Consider the following 18,360-nt stretch of genomic DNA (forward strand, 5'->3'; position numbering starts at 1 on the left):
GACGGGGAAACACGTAGGGCGGATTAGCGCGCAGCGCGTAATCGGCCATGAGCCGCTGACGGAGCTTGGCGGATTACGATGCGCTAATCCGCCCTACGTGTCTCCGTGGTGACTCGTTAGCTGCTGGTCCAGGCGCGCTACGATGGTTTTCATCGCCGGATCGGACGCCAGGTTATTGAGCTGGTACGGGTCGGCGCGGACGTCGTATAGCTCCGTCGCCGGACGCTTGGCGGTCGCCAAGTCCAGCAGCCGGTCCATGGCCGGATCGCCCCGGCCGACAATCATTGCCGTCTTGGTGGGGCTCGGGGCGATGCAGGCGAAGGCGGCGTTGATGTCGATGCCCAGCTGTGCCGGCGTGATGGCTTGTCGAGCGGGCGCGCCGGCCGGCCAGCGGTCCGGGAAGACGTTACGAATGTAGAGGTACTCAGTTGTTCTGACCGCGCGGGCAGGATAGCTTTCACTGCCGGTCAGCACAACGGTCCGCCCGTTGCTTGTCGCGCGCTTGGTCGCGCCGGCGATATCAAGGAGGGTTGCTGCCAGATCGTCGCTGCTGACCAGAGCTTTCGATACGTTCCCGCCTGCGACTCCGCCGGGGTACATGACGACCAGTGGCACGTGGGTGCCGGCGTCGTAAAGCGTTCCTTCGCTGCGCGGGAAGGGCCAGCCACCTTTGCCGGTCATGACAACCAGCGTATCGGACAGCCGACCCGCGCGTTCAAGCCGGTCGATCAGCAAGCTCGCTTCGTGGTCGAAACGCTCGATCTCCGAACGGTAGGCGGCGATATCGCCACGCACCGCCGGCGTGTCTGGCAGGTAGGGCGGCACGATGATGCTCGCGGTATCGACGGGTGCTTTGGACTGGCGGTGTGAATTTTTCGATTCAAGGCAGAACAAAAGAGGCTTGCCGGCGGGCCGCTTGGCGAGGAGCGCGTCGAAATCATCGTTGGCGACGACGTATCCGTTCTTTTCCAGCAGGTCTGTATAAGGGAGCTTGGCGCCCGGCGATGCGACAAAGGCGTTTTCGAAACTGACGCCTTCGCGCCGAAGGCGGGTGAATGTCGGCATGCGCAGGCCAAGCCGGTCCACCGCTTCAGAACCCTGCCAACTCCAGCCACCGGCGATCAGCAGCAGGATGTTGGGGCGAGTTGTTTGTTTTGCGCCGACCGGTGCGGCCAGTGCATGGCCCAGACTATTCAATAACACGCCGCCGAGCGCGATCGATGTTCGCGTGATCGCCTGGCGCCGGGTGATTTTGTTGCCCATGCCTGTCCGGTCCTCTTAGCGGCTGCCAGACTTCGGTTTGCGGCCGCCCGGCTGCGCGGTCGCTTTGCCGGCGGCGCGGGCGAGCGATTTGGCGCCCCGGCCGCCGGTGACGACCACAGCGCCTTTCGGCGCCGCCGGTTTGCCGCCGCCTCCATAGATGCGGCCCGTGCCAGCCTTGCCTCCGGCGGAGCGAACACCGCCAGCACCCTTGCCGGCGGTCGGCACGGGTGGTGTCCAGGTGCCGAGCGACGCGTCGCCGCCAGCCGGCCGCGCGACCGCTTTGCCGGCAGCTGTTCCGCCGGGTGCCTTGCCCGCCGCCGAACCGCCGGCCGGGCCGGTGAACGGACGCTTTTTCTTGGCCGGTGCTTCGGCCGCCGCTTTCTTCGCCAGTGCCGCCGCCACGCCTTTCGGGCCGGTTTCCGGCACGCGGTGATCGGCTTCGAAGCCCGGTTCCTCTTCGCGGCGTATCACTTGTCCGGTCAAGGTTTCGATCGCCTTCAGGATTTCGACTTCGTCGGCGCAAACCAGCGATACCGCTTCGCCCTCCATGCCCGCGCGGCCGGTGCGGCCGATGCGGTGGATGTAGTCCTCCGCCACGGTCGGCAGGTCGAAGTTGACCACCTGCGGCAGCGCTTCGATATCCAACCCGCGCGCGGCGACATCGGTCGCCACCAGCAGCTGCACTTCCGCCTTTTTGAATCGGGCCAGCGCCTTCAGGCGCGCCGGCTGGGTCTTGTCGCCGTGGATGGAATCGGCCGAGATGCCGTGTTCCTGCAGCGTCTTGACCAGCGTCTCGACGCCTTTGCGCGTTTTGACGAACACCAGCACCTGGCCCCACTGCAGTTTCTTCAGCAGATGCAGTAGCAGTTCGGGCTTGCGCCGCTTGTCGGTGGGGATCAGCCATTGCTTGACGGTTTTGGTGGCGGTGTTACTGGCGCTGACCTGGATAGATACCGGGTCCTTCAACATGCCTTTGGCCAGCTTGCGGATCTCGTCGGAGAAGGTGGCCGAGAACAGCAAGGTCTGTCGCTTCTTGGGCAAGGCCGCCAGCAGGATGTCCAGATCGCGCTCGAAACCCAGGTCCAGCATGCGGTCCGCCTCGTCCAGCACCAGCGTTTGCAGCATCGTGAAGCTGATCGCGCCTTGGTCGTGCAGGTCCTTCAGACGCCCCGGCGTCGCCACCAGCACGTCCAGGCCTTTGCGCAGCTTGGTGATCTGCGGCTCGATCGGCACGCCGCCGTAGGCCACGGCGGAGCGCAATGGCAGATTGCCGCCGTAGGTGCGGAAGCTTTCGTAGACCTGCTCGGCCAGTTCGCGCGTCGGCACCAGCACCAGGCAGCGCACCGCTTTCGGCGCGGTCACGCCGTCCATGGTCAGGCGCTGAAGGATGGGCAGCGCGAAGCCGGCCGTCTTGCCGGTGCCGGTTTGGGCTGCGGCCATCAGGTCGCGGCCCGCCAGGACGACGGGAATGGCTTGCTTTTGGACGGGCGTCGGCTGTTTGTAGCCCAGGGTGTCCAGCGTGCGCTGGATTGGATCGATCAGGCCGAGTGCTTGGAAGGTCATTGTATGTGCAGTAAAACGAAAAGAGGGCGCAGTGTAGCCGGTTGTCCCAGCTTGTGCGAAATTAGTTGGCCAGTGCGGCGGACCACAGCGATAGGACCTCGCGCACGCGGTCGTCCGGCATGTTGAGCAGATTGTCGCCGATGTACAGCTCCACCGAGCTGCGGTCCTGCAGCGCCCCATGGCTGGCGCCGTTGAACAGCCATATGCTGTGCCGCTCGGCGATCAGGTTGCGGATGTTCAGCGCGCGGTCGCGGCTCACCGGCAGATGCAGGTGCAGCATGCTGGCTTGCGGGCGCGCCGGATTGGGCGTCAGCAGCGGATAGTCGCGCAGCGTCTCGTAGAGCCACAGCGTGCGGCGAAAGTAATCCGGCATCGCCGCCAGCCGCGCATCGAACTGCATCGCGGCGGCCACCACGTACGGCGTGCGCTGGTAGACATTGCCGCCCTGGCGGCGGTACCACTCCTGCGCTTTGGCGACAAACCGGGAGGACCCAAGCAGCATGGCGCCGCCCATGCCGCCTATGCCTTTATACAGCGACACGTAGACCGTGTCGAAACCGGCGGCGATCTCGCTGGCCGGCCGTCCATAAGCGGCGGCGGTTTCCCACAGGCGGGCACCGTCCAGGTGCAAATGAATGGCCTCCTCGCGGCAGTAGGTCTTGATGGCGGTGAGATCTTCCCATTCCGGGCATTGGCCGCCGATCTCGCGCATCGGCAGTTCCAGCGTGGCCGCGCCCAGTTTGTCCGGTATGCCCTGGAGTTCTTCGAGCGTCCATGGACGGTTCTGGTCACCGATCTGCAAGGCGTGGAAATGGTCGAACAGTTGATGGTTGCCGCGCTCGTGACGGAGGATATGCGAGGTCGGGTGCAGCGCCACCAGCTTGCTGCCGCGTTCCTCGCAGGCGATGCGCAGCGCGGTCGCTTGCGTCATGGTTCCGGTGATGCAGAACAGCCCCGCCTCGAAACCCAGCAGTTTTGCGACTTTTTGCTCGAAGTCCTGGATCAGGGTGCCGGTGCCGTAGGTGTCGTGTTCCACCCTGTTGGCTTCGCACCACGCCGCCATCGCCGCGAACAGCTGCGCGGGCGAGGGCTGGCGGTGGCCCGGAAGGTGGGTTTGGCAGCGGAGGCGCAGTTCGGCGTCGGTCAATTCATTCTCCTGAAAGGTGAATGATAACCCGATCGGCGACAAGCGCCGTCAAATATACCTGGGAGACATGTGTGCGCCGACGTGACGCGCGCATGGCCGATTACGCTGTTTAGATGTCCGGCTCAATGCGCGGTGTGGACGTTGTGGAACTGCAGCGCGGCCAAATTGGCGTAGATCCCGCCCAACGCCACCAGCGACGTGTGGGTCCCCGTTTCGACGATTTTGCCGTCTTCCATGACGATGATGCGGTCCGCGCGCTGCACCGTCGCCAGGCGGTGGGCGATGATCACCGTGGTGCGGCCGACCATCGCCGCTTCCAGCGCCTTTTGCACCAGACGCTCCGATTCGGCGTCCAGTGCGCTGGTGGCTTCGTCGAGCAGCAGCAGCGGCGGGTTTTTGAGCAAAGCGCGGGCGATGGCGATGCGCTGGCGCTGTCCGCCAGACAGCCGCACACCGCGCTCGCCGAGGAACGATTTGTACCCCTGCGGCAGGCGTTCGATGAATTCGTGCGCGGCGGCCAGCTTGGCGGCCTGGATCACTTCCTCGTCGCTGGCGCCGGCGCGGCCGTAGCGGATGTTTTCCATGGCGTCCGCCGAGAAGATCACCGTATCCTGCGGCACGATGCCGATGGCGTCGCGCAGCGTGTGCAGGTCGAGTTGCGTGATGTCGACGCCATCGAGCTTGATGCTGCCGCTTTGCGGGTCGTAGAAGCGCAGGAACAGCTGGAACAGCGTGGTCTTGCCGGCGCCCGAAGGGCCGACCACTGCCACCGTCTCGCCCGGCCGGATGTCCAGCGATAGGTGGCCCAGCGCCGCCGTCTCCGGCCGCGATGGATACGAGAACGTGACGTCGTGCAGGCTCAGGGCGGCGCCGTTGGCGGCGCGCGGCGGCAGCGCCAGCGGCTTGGCCGGCGACTGGATGTTCGATTTGACGGCCATCAGTTCCAGCAGGCGCTCGGTGGCGCCGGCGGCGCGCTGCGCTTCGCCCATCACCTCGGACAGGGCGCCGATGGCGCCGGCCACGATCGAGGCGTACAGGATGAACTGACCCAGGTCGCCGCCGGTCATGTCGCCCGACAGCACCGCATGGGCGCCCAGCCACAGCACGAAGACGATGGTGCCGAACACCAGCACGATGGCGATCATGGTGAGCAGAGCGCGCGCGCGGATGCGCCGCATGGCGGTCTTGAACGCGCCTTCGACCGAGGCGCCGAAGCGGTTCGATTCGATCTTCTCGTGCGTGAAGGCTTGCACGGTGGGCATGGCGTTGAGGATTTCGCCGGCCATGGCCGAGGCGTCGGCCACGCGGTCCTGCGAGTCGCGCGACAGTTCGCGCACGCGGCGGCCGAACATCACGATCGGCAGCACCGTCAGCACCAGCAGGCCGATGATGATGGCCGACAGTTTGACGCTGGTCACGAACAGCATCACCAAGCCACCGACGAACAGCAGCACGTTACGCAGCGCCATCGAGATGCTGGTGCCGACGACCGCCTGTATCAGCGTGGTGTCGGTGGTGATGCGGGAGAGGACCTCGCCGGTTTGCGTGGTCTCGAAAAACTCGGGGCTCTGGGTGACGACATGCTTGTAGACGGCGCTGCGGATGTCGGCGGTGACCCGTTCGCCCAGCCAGGAGACAGTGTAGAAGCGCGCGGCGGTGGCCAGCGCCAGTACGGTGGCGACGCCGAACAGCGCCAGGAAGACCAGGTCGACGTGCTTGATGCTCTTGTCGCCGGTGCCGCCGAAACCGAGGTCGATCATCTGCTTGAAGGCGGCCGGAATGGCCAGGGTGGCGCAGGCGGCGACCACCAGCGCGATACCGGCCATGACGAATTGACGTTTGTACGGCGCCAGGAACGGCAGCAAGCCGCGCAGGGTGGACAGGCTGCCTTTCTTTTGTTCCCTGTTGACGTTGGGCGCGACTGCGGACGGGGTGCTGGCGGTGGTGCTGTTGGTCATCGTGTGGCTGCGGTTTCGGTAAATATGCTTTGGGTTGTTCTAATATTCTTCTACAGTTTCATCGGGCTGGCATATCCGGTCAGTTCCAGATAGGCGCGACCGGCCGGCTTGCCGTCCCGGCTTAGCGTCGCCGCGCCTTCCCAGTACACCGCGCCGGTCGACCGGCGCGAGTCGAGCTCCTGATCGTCCTGTAACGGGACGATGCGCCACTCGACATTGCCGGTGGTGAGCCGGCTTTCGACCGGATACTCGGCGTTGGTGCGGGGCGAGCGCCAGCGCCTCTGCGCGGCAAAATCGACCTGCTCCGGCGAGAACTGCGTGATCTTACCGGATGCGTCGCGCCATGTCGCGTGCGACCATAGTTTAGCACCTGTCTTGTCGCGGAGTTGGAAAGCCATCAGCGCGCCGCCGTCATCGAGGTTGGCGCCTATCCAATCCCAGCCGACGGCGGCCGAATCGCCGCCCAGGATCTGGCTGGACCACTCGTGATCGAGCCAGCTGGCGCCGGTGACGGCGGCCGCCTTGCCGCCGCGCGTGACGGTGCCGGTGGTGGTCAGTTGCGGTTCGCTGTAGTAGTAGCTGGCTTGCTCGGGGCGCGGCCCTTTGCGCGAGTAGCCACGCTCGCCCTGGAGCAGCACCGGCTGCGACGGCGCCAGTTTCAGGTTCAGCGCGAAGTTGGCCGCGTCCACGCGGATGGCGTAGCTGCCGTCGGCGTTGCGCGTCATGCGCCAGTCGTCCAGCTTCACATCGGCGTCGCCGACCTTGGCGTAGGCGATATCGAAACCTTGGCGCGCGCTGCGCTGGTCGTGCAGCAGCTTGCCGTTGGCCGGGTCGGAGACGGCGGCGTGGCCGATGATCAGCTGCTTGGGCGCGAATTTGCTGGGATTGGCCCGGTCATGTTCGGTCCCGCTGCGGAAGAAGGTGACCTGGAAGCCCAGCGGCTTGCCATCGGTGGTATTGAGCCAGCCGGTGACGTACCACCATTCGATTTTATAGTCCGGATGGGCGCCGTAGTCGGCGGGGAAGCGCAGCGAGGCGCCGGCCGGCAGCGGCGCGACCGGCGCGAATTCGGGCGCCGCCGCCCGCGAGGACAGGCCGCACAACAGCATCAGGAACACCACGCATGAACGTATCAAGTAAATCACCAATCCTCCCTGACCGCGCGTATCGGCCCGCCGGACAGCGACTGCCGGCCCGCCAGCAAGGCCGTCAGCGCGGACGCGGCCAGTAACAGCCCGGCGACTGACGCCAGCAAACCCCAAGGCAAATGCAGCTGCATGGTCCAGTGGAACGACTGCGGATTGACGACGAAAACCAGGATCAGGCTGATGATCCAGCCAAGCGCGAAGCCGGTGGCGATGCCAAGGCCCGTCAGCGCGCCGCCCTCGATGGCCAGTATCGACAGGATCTGGCCGCGCGTGACGCCGACATGGCGCAGCATGCCGAACTCCTTGGACCGCGCGAAGGTCTGCGCCGAGAAAGTGGCGGCGACGCCGAACAGACCGATGACGATGGCGATCGCCTCCAGCAGATAGGTGATGGCGAAGCTGCGATCAAACACCTTCATGCTCATGTCCCGGATCTCCGACGGCGCGCTGGTTTCCAGCGCGGCGGCGAACGGCAGCCGTTTCAACGCCTGCACGGTGTCTTCGGCCTTGGCGCCGGGGTTGAGCCACAGCGCGGCGTTGCTGGCCTGCTGGTCGCCGGTGATGGCGCGGTAGTCGCTCATCCTCATCTGGATCGAGCCGGTCGGGCGCGCGTAGTCGCGCCAGACGCCGGCCACCTCGAAGGTATGCAGCTTGCCGTTGAGCGGAATTTGGACGTGGCGCCCCAATGTCATGTCGTATAAATCGACCATCGCCTCCGAGACCCAGACCGGCGGCGGTCCGCCCGGCGCCGGGGGCTTGGTCTCGCCGACGATGGCCAGCGATTTGGCGGGATCTTGCGCGTTGACGTTGCTCGCCAGCAGAGCGACGGGCGGGCGGCCCGGCGCCAGCGATATCCCGCGCACGCGCAGGAAATTTGCCTTTTGCACGCCGGGCAGCGCGGCGATGGCCGCCTGTTCCTGTGGACGCAGGCCCGCCGTGGTGCCGCCGCCGACGGTGCTGACGTAGACGTCGGCCGGCAGCACCTGGCGCAGCCAGTCGTCCAGCGATACGCGGAAGCTGGCCACCATGATGGCCATCGCGACCATCAGGCTAAAGCTCGACAGCACGCCGCCCAGCGCGATGCCGGCCTGGCTGGAGGCGTTGGCCAGGCGCGCCAGCGTCAGCGTCAATATGGGCGAGGCCCCGGGCCGGTTGACGGTAGCGGCGCTCCAGCGCCTGTGGGCGAGGCGGAACACGATGGCGGCGAGGCGCGGCATCAGGGCGATCACGCCGATCAGCAGCAGCGCGATCGACAGATAGCCGAAGATCGGCAATTCGAACACCGGCGGCGCTTGCGACAGCAGCGCGGCCAGCGCGATGCAGGCCAGGGCCGGCCATGCCATCGCCAGGCGCGACATGGCCGCTTCCTCGGTACCGGATTTGAGCGCCACCGCCGGTTTGGCGCGGGCGGCATCGAACGCCGGCGCGGCGCAGCCCAGCAACGACACGCCAACGCCGAGGGCGAAGTAGACGGCGGCGGCCAGCGGCGTGAAGTGCACCGTCGGCTGTACGCCGGAGAAGAAGCCCGCGCCCAGATCGGCGCCCATGAAGTGCAGCGCGGCGGCGGCCAGGCCGTAGCCGGCGGCGATGCCGATGGCCGATCCCGCGACGCCGAGGCTCAGGCCCTCCAGCAGGATCTGGCGCAGCAGGTGGCGGCGGTCCATGCCCAGTACGCGCAGCAACGCGAACTGGCTGCGGCGGCGTATCACCGACAGCGCCTGCGTGGAGAACACCAGGAAGGCGCCGGTAAACAACGCCACCAGCGCCAGCACCGTCAGGTTGACGCGATAGGCGCGGCTCATGCCCTCGTTGCGGCTGTTCTGTTTCTGGTCGTTGGGCTGGTTGACGCGGAAGCGGCCGGGATACTCGCGTTGCAGATCCTGTTCAAGCTGCGCCTTGAAGGCGTCGCGATTGACGCCGTCGCGCAGTTTCAGGTCGACGCGCGACAGCTGGCCCAGTTTGTCGAAGCGCCATTGCGCCGCGCCCAGGTCCATCACGCCGATGCGCTGGCCGGCGCGCGCGTTTTGCAGCGATCCGGCCACGCGCAGGCGCAGTTTGTCGACGCCGACTTGCAGGGTTACCTGATTCGCGGCGGGGTTGAGCCACTGCTGCGCGGCGGGCGAGAGGAAAATCGTATCGTCGGCGAGCGTGTCGCTCGGGTCGCCGTTGGCCGGCACGCCGATCAGGTCCGGCGCGACGAAGCCGGCGCGGAAGACGTCGATGCCGATGATTTTCAGCGCGGTGCGCTGGCCGGGGACCGAGGCGTCGAATTCGAGCACCGGCGAAGCCACCGTCACGCCGTCGCGCCGGGCCAGTATCGGATAGATCGCCTCGTCGAAGGCCGGTTCGGTGCCACGCACCTGCACATCGGCCACGCCGGACAGCCCCTTGATCGCCGACGAGAATTCGTTGAACGCGGCGGCGTTGATCAGGTGGATCGCGAAGCCGAGCGAGATGCCGACGGCGATGGCCGCGATGGCCACCAGCGCGCGCATCGGATGCGCGCGCCATTCGCCCAGCAACAACCAGCGGGACAGACGGCGCATCGACGCCGCCTCGCGTTCGGATGCGATGCCGTCCCAGCAGACTGCCGCGCTGACCGGATCCGACATCAGCGGGCGCACTCCAGCGAAAACGATTCACCGGCGCGCTTGGCGCGCAGCCTGGCTTTGTCGGCATTGGCGTGGGTGGCGCGGCGCGCGTCCTCGTCGGCCCACTGTTTGGTCAGCGCGAGTTTGGCGCAGCGCTTGCGCTGGGCCGCTGCGGCACGCGCGGCGCGTTCGGATTCGCGGGCCTCGCGTTCTTCTATCTTCTGGCGGGATTTTTGCAGCGCCGCCGATTCCTTTTGCATCCGTTGCAGGTCGGCCACCGCGCGATCAACGCCGACGGGCGCCTTCGGCACGGCCAGCGTCGACGACGCGGCGGCGCCGGCCGGGCAGGGCATGTCGCTGTAACTGATCTTGCCGTCCACGGTGCATTTGTAAACGCTTTGTGCGGCGCTGGTATTGGCGGCCAGCGTGGCCGCGCACAGCACGGCGGCGCAAGGCGCGCGAAGATGGTGGTTCATGGCTGTCCCGTTCACAGAATTTTCCCGGGATTCATGATACCCAGCGGGTCCAGCGCCGCTTTGATGGCCCGCATCATGTTGAGCTCCACCGCCGATTTGTAATGCGCCAATTCGTCGCGTTTCAGCGCGCCAATGCCGTGCTCGGCGGAAATGGAGCCGCCGAAACCGACCACGCTGTCGTGCACCACGCGGTTGACCCTGTCCTGGTTGGCCAGGAAATCTTCGTTGGAAATCCCCTCCGGCGGCGCGACGTTGAAATGCAGATTGCCATCGCCCAGGTGGCCGAAGCACACCAGTTGGCAGCCGGGGAAGGCCGCCTGCAATTGCGGCGCGGTGACGTCGATGAAGTCGGCGATGCGGGACACCGGCAGCGAAATATCGTGCTTGATGTTCTTGCCGGCCTTCGCCTGCGCCAGCGGAATGTGCTCGCGCAGCTGCCACAAACCGGCGGACTGCGTGGTCGATGTCGCCACCACCGCGTCGGTGACCACGTCGCGTTCGAGCGCCGCGCCGATCGCGCGCTCCAGCAGATCGACCGCATGCTGCTCCGATTCGCTGCTCGACAGTTCCAGCAGCACGTACTCCGGGTGGGCGTCAGCGAAAGGCTTGGGCAGTTGCGGGAACTCGCGCGCCACCAGCTCCAGGCAGTAACGCGACATCAGTTCAAAGCCGGTCAGGCTGGAGCCGCAGTGGTCCTGCATCAGAACCAGCAAGCGCAGCGCGTGCGCGGGCGAGGGCAGGGCCGCCAGCGCGGTGATGCTGGCCTTCGGTTGTGGGTATAGCTTGAGCACCGCGCCGGTGATAACGCCCAGCGTGCCCTCGGCGCCGATGAACAGGTCGCGCAGATCGTAGCCGGTATTGTCCTTGCGCAGGCCGCGCAAGCCGCTCCAGATCTCGCCCTGCGGCGTGACCACTTCCAGCCCGAGACACAGTTCGCGCGTATTGCCGTAGCGGAGAACTGCCGTGCCACCGGCGTTGGTGGACAGATTCCCTCCGATGGTGCAGCTGCCCTCGGCCGCCAGCGACAGCGGGAACAGGCAACCCTCGGCGGCTGCGGCTTCCTGCGCTTGTTGAAGGATGCAGCCGGCATCGACGGTCATGGTGCGGTTGACGGTGTCGATCTGGCGGATGGTGTTGAGCCGCGCCAGCGACAGCACGACGGCGGTGCCGCTGGCATCGGGAATGCTACCCAGTACCAGGCCGGTATTGCCGCCCTGCGGCACCAGCGGCACGCGCCAGCGCGCGCACGCCTTCACCAGCGCCGCCACCTGTTCCACCGAGCCGGGACGCAGCACGGCGGCGGCTTTGCCGGTGAAGCGCCCGCGCCAGTCGGTGAGGAAGGGCGCCATGTCGGCGTCGGTGTCGAGCACATAGGCGTCGCCAAGCAGCGAGCGGCACTCCAGTAAAAACTCCATCATTTGACCGTAGTGCCCTTCACCTTGTCGAGCAATTCCTTGGACAGCTTCTTGGCCGCCTTCTTATACGGCCGCAGATACATCACGGCGCAGACGAAGTAAACGCAGACGATCGCCGCCTCGCCCCAGGCCAGCTGCGAGGACAATTCATCCTTGTCGCTCCAGCCGCGCACCACGCCCTCGGTGAAGTACAGCAGTATCATCATGGAGGTCCACTGCAGGGTGTAGATGTCGCGCTTCCAGACGCCGTACAGCGGCAGCAGCAGCGGCGCGGCCTTGAGCACCAGCCACGAGCCGCCCGGCTTGAGCGGCGCCAGCACCATCTCCCACAGCACGCACCAGACGATCAGCAGACCGAGGCTGCCGATGGCGCCCCAGTGAAAGTACTTATGCATTGCGTTTTGCATTTTGCATCCCCGGTTTGCATCTTAAAATTAAGCGGCGCGCAGCTTCAGCGCCGTTTCGGCCAGGCGCCGGCCCAGTGCGAGCGCCAGGCGTTTCTCGTCCTCCGTGATGGTCTTCTTGCCATCGAGGCCAGACCAGTGGCTGGCGCCGTAGGGCGTGCCGCCGCTGGAGGTGGTCATCAATTCCGGATTGGTGTAGGGCAGGCCCATCACCATCAAGCCGTGGTGGAACAAGGGTATCATCATCGACAGCAAAGTCGATTCCTGGCCGCCGTGCAGGCTGCCGGTGGAGGTGAACACGCACGCCGGCTTGCCCGCCAACGTCCCGGCCAACCATTCGGTGGCGGTGCCGTCCCAAAAATACTTCATGGCCGCCGCCATGTTGCCGAAGCGGGTGGGCGAGCCCACGGCCAGGCCGGCGCATTCCCGCAGGTCGTCCAACTCGACGTAGGGCGCGCCCTCGGCCGGCACGTCGGCCTCGGTGGCTTCGGCCACCGTCGAGACGGCGGGAACGGTGCGCAGCCGCGCGTCACAGCCGGATACGCTTTCGACGCCCTGCGCGATCAGCTCCGCCAATTTGCGGGTGGCGCCATGGCGGGAATAAAACAATACAAGAATAATCAGATTAGGTTGGTTCATCGGCGGTATTATAGGGCGCTTTCACTGGGGGCAACACTGCCAGTCTTGTAATCTGATTATCGCTCATGTACGCAAAATATATTCATCCGATTCTTCTTTATGTATTCCGTACCTGCCGCGGCGGCATCGAGACCATGCGCTCGCTGTCCTGGCCGGAGGTGCGCGACCTGGTGCTGTTCGCCCATCGTCGCTTGCGCGAGGAAAGCCTGCCGCAGGTGGCCGGCAGCCTCACTTTCACCACCGTGTTCGCGCTGGTGCCGCTGCTGACCATCGCGCTGGCGATCTTCACCACTTTCCCGCTGTTTAACACCTTCCGCATGTCGCTGGAGGCGTATTTCGTCCAGAGCGTGATGCCGAAGTCGATCTCGTCGACCATCCTCAATTATTTGACGATGTTCGCCTCCAAGGCCACGCGGCTGTCGGCGGTGGGCGCGGTGGCGCTGATCGTGACGTCGATCGCGATGATGAACCTGATCGAACGCGTGTTCAACCGCATCTGGCGCGTGCGCGGGGAGCGCAGCTGGACGCGCCGCATCCTGGTCTACTGGGCCATCATCACGCTCGGGCCGCTGTTGATCGGGGTCTCGCTGACGTTATCGTCGCAGGTGTTCATGGCCACCGTCGACCTGTTCGGGCGGGTGCCGGTGCTGGGCGCGATCATCTACACGGTGGCCTCGCTGGCGCTGACCACGGCCGGTTTCACCTTGCTGTACCTGGCGGTGCCCAACCGCGACGTCGATTGGCAGGACGCCGCCTGGGGCGGCCTGGTGGCGGGTTTGGCGTTCGAACTGGCCAAGCGCGGCTTCGCCGTCTTCATCACCCAGTTCCCGACTTATTCGAAGATCTACGGCGCGCTGGCGGCGCTGCCGTTGTTCCTGTTGTGGGTTTATGTGTCGTGGGTGATCACCCTGATCGGCGCGCTGCTGGTGGCCGCGCTGCCCGTGGTGAAGTACGAGCGCTGGTGGCACGAGGCCCAGCCGGGCGGAGAGTTTGTCGACGCCATGGCCATCATCAAGGTGCTCTACGTGGCCTGTAAATGCGGCGACACGGCGCTGGTGGGCGCCGGCGCGATCCGGCTGCGCACCCGCCTCGGTTTCGACGAGATGGACAATCTGCTGGAAAAAATGATGGCCGAGGGCTGGGTGGGGCGGGTCAAGGTGGAGGCGCCGCCCCGGGTCCAGTGGGGCAAACGTGTCAGCGACGGCTCCGACCATTGGGTCCTGCTGGCCAACGTCGAGAAACTGACCCTGGCCGAAGTCTATCGCCTGTTCGTTTTCGGCGGCATGGCGGTCAATTCGGGCGTGGTGGCCGTGGGCGACGACGAGCGCGATCTGCAGGCCGCGCGCGAGGCGGCCAGCCTGGCGCGCGAAGTGGAGAACGCCGTGGAAACCGGGCTGGGAAAAACCCTGGCCGAGCATTTCGGGCCGCTGGACTGCCGATAGTTCTTGAGCTTTCGTTTTTTGAATGCTATATAGATAACATTCAAAAAAACTGGAGGCGCGTCATGTTGAAAATGTCGGCGGCGGTGGTTTTGTTGGGATGCGCCGCGATGGCGTCGGCGCAGCGCTTGCATCCGCCCGGCCTGGGCGAGCGCCCCGGCGAATCGAGCATCGCGGTCGATATCAACTCGGCCGGCCAGGTGGCCGGCATCATCGAGGAGGAGGATGGCCGTCAACGCGCGGTGTTGTGGGACAAGCGCCTGATCGAACTGGGCACCCTGGGCGGCGACAGCGCCTACACGCGCGGCATCAATGCCGCCGGCGACGTGGTCGGCACGGCCCAGGACAGCGACGGCCACTGGCGCGCCTTCGTCCGCCGCGATGGACTGGCCATGCGCGACCTGGGCACCCTGGGCGGCGGCAGCAGCTACGGCATGGGCATCAATCGAAGCGGCCAGGCGGTCGGCTATGCCGACACCAGCGATGGCTATTTCCGCGCCTTCGCCACCAACGGCGACGGCCCGCTGACCGACCTGGGCACCCTGGGCGGCAAGATCAGCTACGCGGCGGGCATCAACAGCCACGGCGACATCGTCGGTACGGCGGCGCTGGCCGACGGCTACCGGCGCGCCTTCCTGTACCGGCCCGGCGCCGGCATGACCAACCTGGGCACCTTGGGCGGGCGCTCCAGCAGCGCCACGGCGATCAGCGACAACGGCATCGTCGTCGGCGCGTCGGAGACGGCGGACCGCCGGTGGCACGCCTTCATGCACGACGGCGCGAAGATGATCGACCTTGGGGCGCTGATCGGCTACGGCAGCAGTTTCGCCACCGCCGTCAACGCCGCCGGGCATGTGGTGGGCAGCGTGCGGATCGGCGACGAGCGCCGCGCCTTCGTCTACCGCGACGGCAAGATGACGGTGCATCCGGGCGGCTACGGCCTGTATCTGGTCAACAGCATCAATGCCGAGGAACTGGTGATCGGCGCCAAGTACTCGGCCAAGCGCTTCGAGGCCGCGACCATGCGTTCGAGCCAGCCGGCGGTGACCACGCACGGCGGCCGGGATCTGCTCACTGTGGGCGCGGTGGTGATCACCGCGGCCTTCGGCATCGTGCTGTACCGGCGCCGTTATCGGGGCATCGCTTTGCGCGCTGAATCACCCCCAGGCAACATGAGGCCACGTCAAAAAATAACTTGACCGTTTTGGCTGGCCGTAACCGGCGCGCTGCCGCGTTGCCAATCGCTTGCAGTGCTCGCACTGCTGCGCGCTCGGCGCCTTGCATCGCATCCGGTTACGTCCGCCAAAACGTCCAATTTATTTTTTAACGCGGCCAAAGGACAAGAATGTTGTGATTTGCTTATCCGGAGCGCTGGATTTTTTGCCGGGCATAGGCTACATTCGCTATAAGGCTAGAACAACTACAAACCCCATTCACACAGCCTATATCTCAGCGGACAGGACGGCCAAAATGAAAGTCTCCGAAATTCTTCAGGTAAAAGGCAGCATCCTTTATACCATCTCTCCTGACCAGCCTTTGGCGGATGCCGCCAACACGATGGCTGAAAAGGACATCGGCTCGCTGGTCGTCATGGAGTTCGGCGACCTGGTCGGCATGCTGACGTTCCGCGAAGTGCTGCGCGCGCTGCACGACAACGCCGGCACGGTCGGCGCCGGCACGGTGCGCAAGCACATGGACGACCATCCGATCACCGTGACCCCGGACACCGAGGTCAACGAAGTGCGCCGCATCATGCTGGAAAAGCACGCGCGCTATCTGCCGGTGATGAACGCCAAGACCATCCTCGGCGTGATCTCGTTCTACGACGTCGCGCGCGCGGTGCTGGAGGCGCAAAGCTTCGAGAACCGCATGCTCAAGGCGTATATCCGCGACTGGCCGGCCGAGACGGCGGACCAGCATCCGGACTAAAGCGCAACAACAAGCATAAAAAAACGCCATCGGCCCGCGCCATGGCGTTTTTTTGCATTTGGAGGCTTTTAGGCGGCGCCTTCGAGGGCGTCGTTGCTGAGCCAGCCGTCGAGGGCGGCGGCCGTCATCGGCCGCGCGAACAGGAAGCCTTGCGCCAGCGGACAGCCCAGCGCCTGCAGGATCTGCGCCTGGCGCTCGTCCTCGACCCCTTCGGCGATGACCGACAGGCCCAGGTTGCGCCCCAGCTGTATCACCATTTCGGCGATGCTGCTGCCGCGCGCGGAGCCGGTGATCTCGGTGACGAAGGCGCGGTCGATCTTCAACCGGTCGATCTGCAGCCGCTGCAAATACGATAGCGACGAGAAGCCGGTGCCGAAATCGTCGATGGCGATGCTGACCCCCGTTTGCTTGATCTGGCCGAGCATCTTGATCAGCATGTCCGGCTCCTCCATCGCCATCGATTCGGTGATCTCCAGTTCGATGTATTGTGGCGGCGCCTGCGTGTCCTCCAGCGCCTTGCGCAGCATCTCCAGGAAGTGCGGATGGCGGAACTGCACTTGCGAGACGTTGATCGACATCATGAAGTCGTGATGTCCGGCCTTGCGCAGGTCGACCAGCTCGCGGCAGGCGGTGCGCATGACCCATTCGCCCAGGTCGATGATCAGGCCGGAATATTCGGCGATCGGGATGAAGCGGTCCGGCGAGATGAACTTGCCGTCCGGCGTTTGCCAGCGCAGCAGCGCCTCGGCGCCCACCGGCCGCCGCGTGGCCAGGTCGATCTGCGGCTGGTAGACGACGAACAGCTGGTTCTGGCCGAAGGCGGTGCGCAGCGCGTGCATCATGCGCACCCGCTCGCGGATCTCGACGCCCATGCTGCGCGAGAAGTAGAAGTGGCCGGCGCGCTGCTGCGACTTGGCGCGCTTGAGGGCGATGTCGGCGTCCTTCAAGGCGTCGGCGCCGCTGCCTTCGTGCTCCGACAGCCGCACCAGGCCCAGCGTCGCCGACAGTTGCACGTCTTGGCCGTCGATGCTGAACGGGCGCTGGAACAGCGCCAGGATGTTGCCCGGGTTGACTTGCGCCGAGTCGCCCACCAGGCAGAAGATGTCGCCGCCGATGCGCGCCACCGTCAACTGGCCGCCCAGCTCGAACTGCAGCCGGCCGGCGACGGCGACCAGTAGCAGGTCGCCGAACTGGTGGCCCAGCGCGTCGTTGGTCTCGGCGAAGTGGTCGAGGTCGACCAGCGACAAGGTGGATTCTTCGCGCGCCGGGCCGGCCAGGGTGGCGTCGAGGATCTCGACCAGGCGGGTGCGGTTGGGCAGCTTCGACAACTGGTCGTAGAAGGCGGCGTTGTGCAGGTGCGAGACCAGTTCCACATTGTCGAGGCCGACCGCGACGTTGCTGCAAAAGACGTCCAGCAGCCGTTCGTTGATCTCGCCCGGCTGGCGGCAGACGTCGATGTGGGCGACGAAATCGCGGCTGGCCTTGCCGGCGAAATACAGGGTGATGGAATCGGGGCGGTAGACGTTGCGGCGCTCCCGCAGCGCCAGTTCCATGGCCTCGTAGGCGCGCCCGTCCTTGTCGGCCGTCAGGATGCTGTTGTCGAGGTGGCCGTAGGCGCCCGACGTGGCCATGACCACCAGCTCGTGGACGTCGTCGTCGGGGCATTCCTTCACGCACAGCACGCCGCTGTTTTCCTGGCACAGCAGCGCGCCGATCTGCGCCAGCACGCCGGCCGCGAAGTTCTTCACGCCGTGCAAGGTCATCAGTTCGGTGCTGCCCTGGACGATCTGGTTGAGGCCGCGCCGGCTGTCGTTGATCTTGCGGATCTGCTCGTACGAGCGGATCGCCGAGGTTACCGTGGTGAACAGTTTGATGCGGGTGAGCTCGGACTTGGTCTTGTAATCGTTGATGTCGAAATCGCGGATGGCGTCGATCTCGGGCGCGTAGCCGGGCTGCCCGGTGCGCAGGATGATGCGCACGTCGGCCAGCTTGAGCGTCTCGCGGATGTAACGCACCAGGTGCAGGCCGGCGTCGTCCTGTTCCATCACGACGTCGAGCAGGATGACGGCGATTTCGCGCTCGTGCTCAAGCATCTCGCGTGCCTGGCTGGCCGAATACGCGTGCACGAATTCGAGCGGCCGGTGCTGCATGTCGAGGTTGCCGAGCGCGAAGGTGGTGGTCGAATGGACGTCCTCGTCATCGTCGATGATCATGACGCGCCATACGTTGCGCGCGCCCGAGGTGTCGGGAGCGGCCGGATGCTCTTCTAAGAATACCAGATCGTCTTGATCATCCTTGGCCGCTGACGGCTCAAGTGGCGTGATCGATGGGGGCATGTGTAGCTTCTCCAGGATTTCTCGGTGTTCTTGTAATCAAGTATATAGCGGA

General features: G+C 65.6%; 14 protein-coding genes. 3 read left to right on the forward strand and 11 right to left on the reverse strand.

Annotation, left to right across the window (positions count from 1 at the left end; all coding sequences use genetic code 11):
• Positions 1–93 precede the first annotated feature (93 nt).
• From MRBLMU1_RS27885 to wrbA, 10 genes are all read right to left on the reverse strand, one after another.
• Positions 94–1,263 carry a sulfatase-like hydrolase/transferase gene (locus MRBLMU1_RS27885; protein ID WP_363508827.1) on the reverse strand — a complete coding sequence of 390 codons (1,170 nt, stop codon included), beginning with the start codon at positions 1,261–1,263 and terminating at the stop codon, positions 94–96.
• A 15-nt stretch (positions 1,264–1,278) separates the two neighbouring features.
• A complete protein-coding gene (locus tag MRBLMU1_RS27890) occupies positions 1,279–2,826 on the reverse strand; it encodes a DEAD/DEAH box helicase (protein WP_363508830.1) in 1,548 nt (515 codons plus the stop codon).
• 61 nt (positions 2,827–2,887) lie between these two features.
• Complete coding sequence (locus MRBLMU1_RS27895; RefSeq protein ID WP_363508833.1) at positions 2,888–3,973, reverse strand: threonine aldolase family protein; 1,086 nt, start codon at positions 3,971–3,973, stop codon at positions 2,888–2,890.
• Positions 3,974–4,095: 122 nt separating this feature from the next.
• A complete protein-coding gene (locus MRBLMU1_RS27900; protein ID WP_363508836.1) occupies positions 4,096–5,931 on the reverse strand; it encodes an ABC transporter transmembrane domain-containing protein in 1,836 nt (611 codons plus the stop codon).
• A 50-nt stretch (positions 5,932–5,981) separates the two neighbouring features.
• A complete protein-coding gene (locus tag MRBLMU1_RS27905) occupies positions 5,982–7,040 on the reverse strand; it encodes a carotenoid 1,2-hydratase (protein WP_363509603.1) in 1,059 nt (352 codons plus the stop codon).
• 32 nt (positions 7,041–7,072) lie between these two features.
• Positions 7,073–9,625, reverse strand: coding sequence for an FtsX-like permease family protein (locus MRBLMU1_RS27910; RefSeq protein WP_363509605.1), 2,553 nt, complete (start codon positions 9,623–9,625; stop codon positions 7,073–7,075).
• 65 nt (positions 9,626–9,690) lie between these two features.
• Entirely contained in the window at positions 9,691–10,146 is a 456-nt protein-coding gene (locus tag MRBLMU1_RS27915; RefSeq protein WP_363508839.1) for a DUF4124 domain-containing protein, read from the reverse strand.
• Positions 10,147–10,157: 11 nt separating this feature from the next.
• Complete coding sequence (locus MRBLMU1_RS27920) at positions 10,158–11,564, reverse strand: FAD-binding oxidoreductase (protein WP_363508842.1); 1,407 nt, start codon at positions 11,562–11,564, stop codon at positions 10,158–10,160.
• Entirely contained in the window at positions 11,561–11,968 is a 408-nt protein-coding gene (locus tag MRBLMU1_RS27925) for a DUF2069 domain-containing protein (protein ID WP_363508845.1), read from the reverse strand. The genes MRBLMU1_RS27920 and MRBLMU1_RS27925 overlap by 4 nt, the downstream gene beginning before the upstream one ends.
• A gap of 27 nt (positions 11,969–11,995) precedes the next feature.
• Positions 11,996–12,604 carry an NAD(P)H:quinone oxidoreductase gene (gene wrbA, locus MRBLMU1_RS27930; RefSeq protein ID WP_363508848.1) on the reverse strand — a complete coding sequence of 203 codons (609 nt, stop codon included), beginning with the start codon at positions 12,602–12,604 and terminating at the stop codon, positions 11,996–11,998.
• A 134-nt stretch (positions 12,605–12,738) separates the two neighbouring features.
• On the opposite strand from wrbA, the gene MRBLMU1_RS27935 reads away from it, so the two are divergent.
• From MRBLMU1_RS27935 to MRBLMU1_RS27945, 3 genes are all read left to right on the forward strand, one after another.
• Positions 12,739–14,046, forward strand: coding sequence for a YihY family inner membrane protein (locus MRBLMU1_RS27935; RefSeq protein WP_414646122.1), 1,308 nt, complete (start codon positions 12,739–12,741; stop codon positions 14,044–14,046).
• Between the two features lie 62 nt (positions 14,047–14,108).
• Positions 14,109–15,242, forward strand: a complete 1,134-nt coding sequence (locus tag MRBLMU1_RS27940) for an HAF repeat-containing protein (RefSeq protein WP_363508854.1) — start codon at positions 14,109–14,111, stop codon at positions 15,240–15,242.
• Positions 15,243–15,513: 271 nt separating this feature from the next.
• Complete coding sequence (locus MRBLMU1_RS27945) at positions 15,514–15,972, forward strand: CBS domain-containing protein (protein ID WP_209712659.1); 459 nt, start codon at positions 15,514–15,516, stop codon at positions 15,970–15,972.
• 68 nt (positions 15,973–16,040) lie between these two features.
• On the opposite strand, the gene MRBLMU1_RS27950 is transcribed toward MRBLMU1_RS27945, so the two are convergent.
• Positions 16,041–18,308, reverse strand: coding sequence for a putative bifunctional diguanylate cyclase/phosphodiesterase (locus tag MRBLMU1_RS27950; protein ID WP_363508857.1), 2,268 nt, complete (start codon positions 18,306–18,308; stop codon positions 16,041–16,043).
• Positions 18,309–18,360 lie beyond the last annotated feature (52 nt).

Source organism: Burkholderia sp. LMU1-1-1.1 (assembly GCF_040675865.1).
In the GTDB taxonomy this organism is placed as follows: Bacteria; Pseudomonadota; Gammaproteobacteria; order Burkholderiales; family Burkholderiaceae_D; genus Rugamonas.

Coding starts and splice junctions, on each gene's coding strand:
- MRBLMU1_RS27890 (WP_363508830.1), bottom strand. CDS start 2,826: ATGACCTTCCAAGCACTCGGCCTGATCGATCCAATCCAGCGCACGCTG.
- wrbA (WP_363508848.1), bottom strand. CDS start 12,604: ATGAACCAACCTAATCTGATTATTCTTGTATTGTTTTATTCCCGCCAT.
- MRBLMU1_RS27900 (WP_363508836.1), bottom strand. CDS start 5,931: ATGACCAACAGCACCACCGCCAGCACCCCGTCCGCAGTCGCGCCCAAC.
- MRBLMU1_RS27940 (WP_363508854.1), top strand. CDS start 14,109: ATGTTGAAAATGTCGGCGGCGGTGGTTTTGTTGGGATGCGCCGCGATG.
- MRBLMU1_RS27920 (WP_363508842.1), bottom strand. CDS start 11,564: ATGATGGAGTTTTTACTGGAGTGCCGCTCGCTGCTTGGCGACGCCTAT.
- MRBLMU1_RS27925 (WP_363508845.1), bottom strand. CDS start 11,968: ATGCAAAACGCAATGCATAAGTACTTTCACTGGGGCGCCATCGGCAGC.
- MRBLMU1_RS27910 (WP_363509605.1), bottom strand. CDS start 9,625: ATGCGCCGTCTGTCCCGCTGGTTGTTGCTGGGCGAATGGCGCGCGCAT.
- MRBLMU1_RS27945 (WP_209712659.1), top strand. CDS start 15,514: ATGAAAGTCTCCGAAATTCTTCAGGTAAAAGGCAGCATCCTTTATACC.
- MRBLMU1_RS27885 (WP_363508827.1), bottom strand. CDS start 1,263: ATGGGCAACAAAATCACCCGGCGCCAGGCGATCACGCGAACATCGATC.
- MRBLMU1_RS27905 (WP_363509603.1), bottom strand. CDS start 7,040: ATGCTGTTGTGCGGCCTGTCCTCGCGGGCGGCGGCGCCCGAATTCGCG.
- MRBLMU1_RS27935 (WP_414646122.1), top strand. CDS start 12,739: ATGCGCTCGCTGTCCTGGCCGGAGGTGCGCGACCTGGTGCTGTTCGCC.
- MRBLMU1_RS27950 (WP_363508857.1), bottom strand. CDS start 18,308: ATGCCCCCATCGATCACGCCACTTGAGCCGTCAGCGGCCAAGGATGAT.
- MRBLMU1_RS27915 (WP_363508839.1), bottom strand. CDS start 10,146: ATGAACCACCATCTTCGCGCGCCTTGCGCCGCCGTGCTGTGCGCGGCC.